We start from the raw sequence: 4,027 nt of genomic DNA on the forward strand, positions 1-4,027 counted from the left end.
TGAATTGAGGGAAAGAGCCATTCAGAATCCAGCTGATGATCAAGCAGCCATTGACGATACAATAAGAGTTCTGTTTGAACTGGTTTAAGGTACAAGGTATTAGGCTTACCAGTTTTTCGATCATGAATGAACGCATTTTGTTTAATAGAACCGTCCAGATTAAAAATATCGGTCTGTTTTAAACCCATAACGTCACTCACTCGCAGTAGCGTAGCTTTACCAACTTGAAAAATCGTATAGTTACGTCGGCCAGCTTTAAAGTTATTGAGTAACGTATCTTGAACCTCTTTAAGAACGTTTGAATCTTTGATGGGTAAGACAACTTGTTGCATGTAAATGACCTCCAGTAGGAATATTTGCATTGTGTATCTACACGGGATATACTTGACTTGTAATAATAATTTAGGAGGGGAAAATATGGAACTTATTAAAGAACAAACACGCTTAGCAAAGTGGGGAAACTCGAAAGCTGCTAGAATTCCTAGCCAAATTATTAAACAACTGAAATTAGATGATAACCAAGATATGACAATAACCATTGAAAATGGATCAATTGTTTTGACACCAATAAAAAAGAACCCAACCAATATTCACGAACTATTTAAAGATTGGCAAGATGACGGGAAAAGGGATCACGAGCTTGATTGGGGAAAGTCAGAAGGTAATGAACTTCAATGGTAAGCCAAGGTGATATATTTTATGTTAACTTTAATCCAAGGCGTGGTCATGAACAGATGAATAAGCGACCAGCCATTGCTCTAAGCAATGATCTAGTCTGTCAGACAAGTAACATGACGATTGTGGCTCCAATTAGCAGTACCAAGCGTAATTTTCCAATGTATCATCGACTAACTAGTAGTCAAACAGTATATGGAAAAGTATTATTAGATCAAACCATAGCCTTAGATTTACGGGCAAGACATGTCACTGATGAAACTATTGTCGATCATGTATCGCGTGAAGAACTAGAAGAAATAATCACTTTGTACAAATTATTGTTTAGTATTGATGACAAATAGAAGAAGTTATTTTTAGTATATAACGACAAATAGCCCCCAATATCTACATTATAGATATTGGGGGCTATTTTAACAATGATTTTGAGGGTCTATTTGTGCCTTTTTTAATCGCCCCTATAAAACAGCCCCCGTTATCTAGTGGATAGATAATAGGGGCTGTTTTTTTGTTTAATGGTATTATAGGTACTATATTAGTATGAATATATTGGAGAAATAACATGTATAAAAACATCAAATAAATCGTCAGCGGATTGGGCGCTTTTATAATTGCCCAATGGCTCTATCATACTCTGTCACAATATCCAAACATCAATATTTGGCTGGCTAGACTGCTTCCTACTCTTATCATTTTTATTGTGTTCTTTTCTCTGCAATGGATAATCAACACATTTGAAAAGTAACCTTATAAATTTTAGTTATTATATTGGGCTGAAACCCTTGCTACAAGCGGACTAGCAAAAATGCAAGCTCGACAAAAACATAACTAAATAATCTATTGCTCTTATGATGATATTTTACCAAACGAGAAAAACTAGTCCGGAATATCAGCATAAGAGCAAGTGTGTTAATCAGTCCGTATTAGATAGTTTTCCGTCGACAATTTTGTAGACATTATCAGAAAACTCTCGCAGACGATCATCGTGCGTGACGATGACGACTGCTTTTTCCTCGTCATGCGCAATATTAGCAAAAAGTTGGCCAACTTCTTTGACACGTGCCGTATCTAATGCTGCCGTAGGTTCATCGGCTAGGATGATCGCCGGGTCTGTATACAACGCACGGGCAATTGCAACGCGCTGTTGTTGACCGCCAGACAATTCGCCAGGGTATTTGTTTAATAATTTTTGAATGCCTAGCGTTTCAATAATTTTGTCAAATCCATCTTGACTGAGGTTATTGTTAGGCTTCACCTGGTCAACAAGTTTGAATTGGTCTGCTACGGTTAAATATGGCACGAGATTGTACGCCTGTAAGACGAAACCGATTTGTTCAAGTCGTGTTTTTTCGGCTTCTTTGGTACTCAAATCACTGATGTCGTGACCATTCAAACGAACTGAGCCGTCTGTTGGTGTCTGTAACCCGCCTAAAATGGTTAGCAAGGTACTTTTACCAGATCCTGAAGGACCAATGATAAGCGACACCTCACCAGCTTTAAACGCTAAACTGACGTCTTCTAGTGCCGTAACTAAATTGGTTTTCTGACCAAATTGTTTCGTCACGTGTTCAAGGGCTAGTTTTTCTTCACGCATCTTTTTAACCTCCAATTACTGATACCGGATCAATCTTACTAATCACACGAATCGGAATGATTGCACCCAGTAACCCGGTTACCATCAATCCGGCCGCAATGAGTCCCATCAATCCCCAATCAAATGCCATTGGTACGCTATCTGGAATCCCAAATTCAGTTAATGCCGATAGTACAGCACCAACGACGATACCAGTTGCCATAATAAAGAACGTCTCAAATAACGTATTTTGGGCCAAGAAACGATTTGGAATGCCTTGTGCACGCAAAACTGCCAAGTTAGGCAATTTTTGAACCGTTAGAATGTAGAGGAAGATGGTAATCACAATCAATGAAATGACAATCAGGAAGCCAATCATGAGACCAAACGTCGCTTTTTGCGGTGTATAACCTGGCAATTTATTGATAAAGGCTTGGTATGAATAAGTCTTTAATGCTTTATCATCGACCGATTGTGACGTTTTTGAAGTAACTACGCTACCTTGGAATTGATCTGACACGCCCTTAATGACACGCCATTGCGCTAACGCGCCATAAATAACAGGTGCGGTGTTATACGTGGCATTTTTCGCATAACCCACGATTTTATATTTCGTATCAGATAACCCAATCGAAATTTTATCCCCCATACCGTAAATATCCTTATCAACTGAGTCAGCGAGGACGACTTCGTTAGCTGCCTTTGGCAAGTGCCCCTTGGTTAATTGTAGGTTTTTAGCGATGTACTCGTCGTTATTCATCCCAACGAATTGTGCGGATTCACGTTTTCCGCCAATTTTCATATTAACTGGTGTAATGCCAAGTGTTGCGGTTTTGTCGTCGCTTAACTGATCCACCTGTTTCGTTGTCAGTAATGACTGTCCGGCATTGCCATTAGCGTCTTTGGTCATTACAAAGGACTTAGACTGCCAGCTGTCCACCGCAGCGGTGTTAGCTGTTGCCAGCCCGAGCGCCAGGGCACTTAAAATGAAAATCAAATAACTGATTAAGACGACGACTGTTAGAATCAAGCCGTACCGTAGTTTTTCTTTTTTAATCTCTCTAATTGCTAAAAACATTTGTTCCTCCTGTATTTGTTGCAGTTCAACAAACTTACTATACACAAGTATACATGCTCTTATGATGAGATTCCGGACTAGTTTTGCTAGTTTGGTAAAATATCATCATAGGAGCATTTTTATTTATGGTTACACGTTATGAAGAGGACTTAAAAAAGTCCATTGTGGAGATGGTTAAAGCGGGACGACGATCCGATGAATTATCCAAGGAATACGGTCCTTCAGCCGATTCAATTCGGAATTGGGTTAAAGGCGCTAAATCAGTTGAGCTAGAAGACGGTACTGAAGTAACGTCCAAAGAATTCAAACAACTTCAAAGGGCCAGATCAGCTATTAACGCTATTTAATTCTGCCTGAGGGTGTGACCGAAGTTTCCTAACCATGGGCTTGATTTTAGCAACGACCAACGGGAGGCGCAGTTAAATGTGAGCGTGGGCTTCGCTCACTCCTTTTTGAGTGAGGGGGGAATTGGGGACCTTGAAGCTTCCAGATCCTGGCGGATCAAATCGAATTGTTGCCGAGAAATATTGCTTTGGTAATGATGACTAAAATGTTGCATATGATCACCAACTTTTTTGACAGTAGTTATCAAATTATTTGGTCAAAATCAAAGATACTAAACAGCTTCTAAAGTTATTGAGTAACGTATCTTGAACCTCCTTGAGAACATTTGAATCTTTGATGGGTAAGACAACTTGTTG

Annotated in this window: 5 protein-coding genes and 2 pseudogenes; 3 read left to right on the forward strand and 4 right to left on the reverse strand. The window is 39.4% G+C overall.

The window, feature by feature from the left end:
• Nucleotides 1-332 (reverse strand): site-specific integrase (locus FC88_RS01125; RefSeq protein WP_157060404.1); only part of this gene is annotated, 332 nt, incomplete at its 3' end.
• An 85-nt stretch (nt 333-417) separates the two neighbouring features.
• Between FC88_RS01125 and FC88_RS01130 the strand changes: the two genes are divergently transcribed.
• On the forward strand, nt 418-681 hold the full coding sequence (locus FC88_RS01130; RefSeq protein ID WP_001748109.1) for an AbrB/MazE/SpoVT family DNA-binding domain-containing protein: 264 nt from the start codon (nt 418-420) through the stop codon (nt 679-681).
• Nucleotides 675-1,019 carry a type II toxin-antitoxin system PemK/MazF family toxin gene (locus tag FC88_RS01135; RefSeq protein ID WP_056972590.1) on the forward strand — a complete coding sequence of 115 codons (345 nt, stop codon included), beginning with the start codon at nt 675-677 and terminating at the stop codon, nt 1,017-1,019. The genes FC88_RS01130 and FC88_RS01135 overlap by 7 nt, the downstream gene beginning before the upstream one ends.
• Before the next feature lie 569 nt (nt 1,020-1,588).
• Here FC88_RS01135 and FC88_RS01140 read toward each other — a convergent pair.
• Both FC88_RS01140 and FC88_RS01145 read right to left on the reverse strand, forming a co-directional pair.
• A complete protein-coding gene (locus FC88_RS01140; protein ID WP_046811108.1) occupies nt 1,589-2,269 on the reverse strand; it encodes an ABC transporter ATP-binding protein in 681 nt (226 codons plus the stop codon).
• Nucleotides 2,270-2,273: 4 nt separating this feature from the next.
• Complete coding sequence (locus FC88_RS01145; protein WP_046811107.1) at nt 2,274-3,326, reverse strand: ABC transporter permease; 1,053 nt, start codon at nt 3,324-3,326, stop codon at nt 2,274-2,276.
• A 125-nt stretch (nt 3,327-3,451) separates the two neighbouring features.
• On the opposite strand from FC88_RS01145, the pseudogene FC88_RS01150 reads away from it, so the two are divergent.
• Nucleotides 3,452-3,646 (forward strand): annotated as a pseudogene (locus FC88_RS01150) (transposase); the annotation flags it as partial.
• A gap of 303 nt (nt 3,647-3,949) precedes the next feature.
• Here FC88_RS01150 and FC88_RS13405 read toward each other — a convergent pair.
• A pseudogene (locus FC88_RS13405) lies at nt 3,950-4,027 on the reverse strand (site-specific integrase); the annotation flags it as partial.

It is taken from the genome of Companilactobacillus futsaii JCM 17355, assembly GCF_001435505.1.
In the GTDB taxonomy this organism is placed as follows: Bacteria; Bacillota; Bacilli; order Lactobacillales; family Lactobacillaceae; genus Companilactobacillus; species Companilactobacillus futsaii.

Bases quoted from the DNA above. Each gene is read 5' to 3' on its own strand.
- FC88_RS01135 (WP_056972590.1), top strand. From the start codon at position 675: ATGGTAAGCCAAGGTGATATATTTTATGTTAACTTTAATCCAAGGCGT.
- FC88_RS01145 (WP_046811107.1), bottom strand. From the start codon at position 3,326: ATGTTTTTAGCAATTAGAGAGATTAAAAAAGAAAAACTACGGTACGGC.
- FC88_RS01140 (WP_046811108.1), bottom strand. From the start codon at position 2,269: ATGCGTGAAGAAAAACTAGCCCTTGAACACGTGACGAAACAATTTGGT.
- FC88_RS01130 (WP_001748109.1), top strand. From the start codon at position 418: ATGGAACTTATTAAAGAACAAACACGCTTAGCAAAGTGGGGAAACTCG.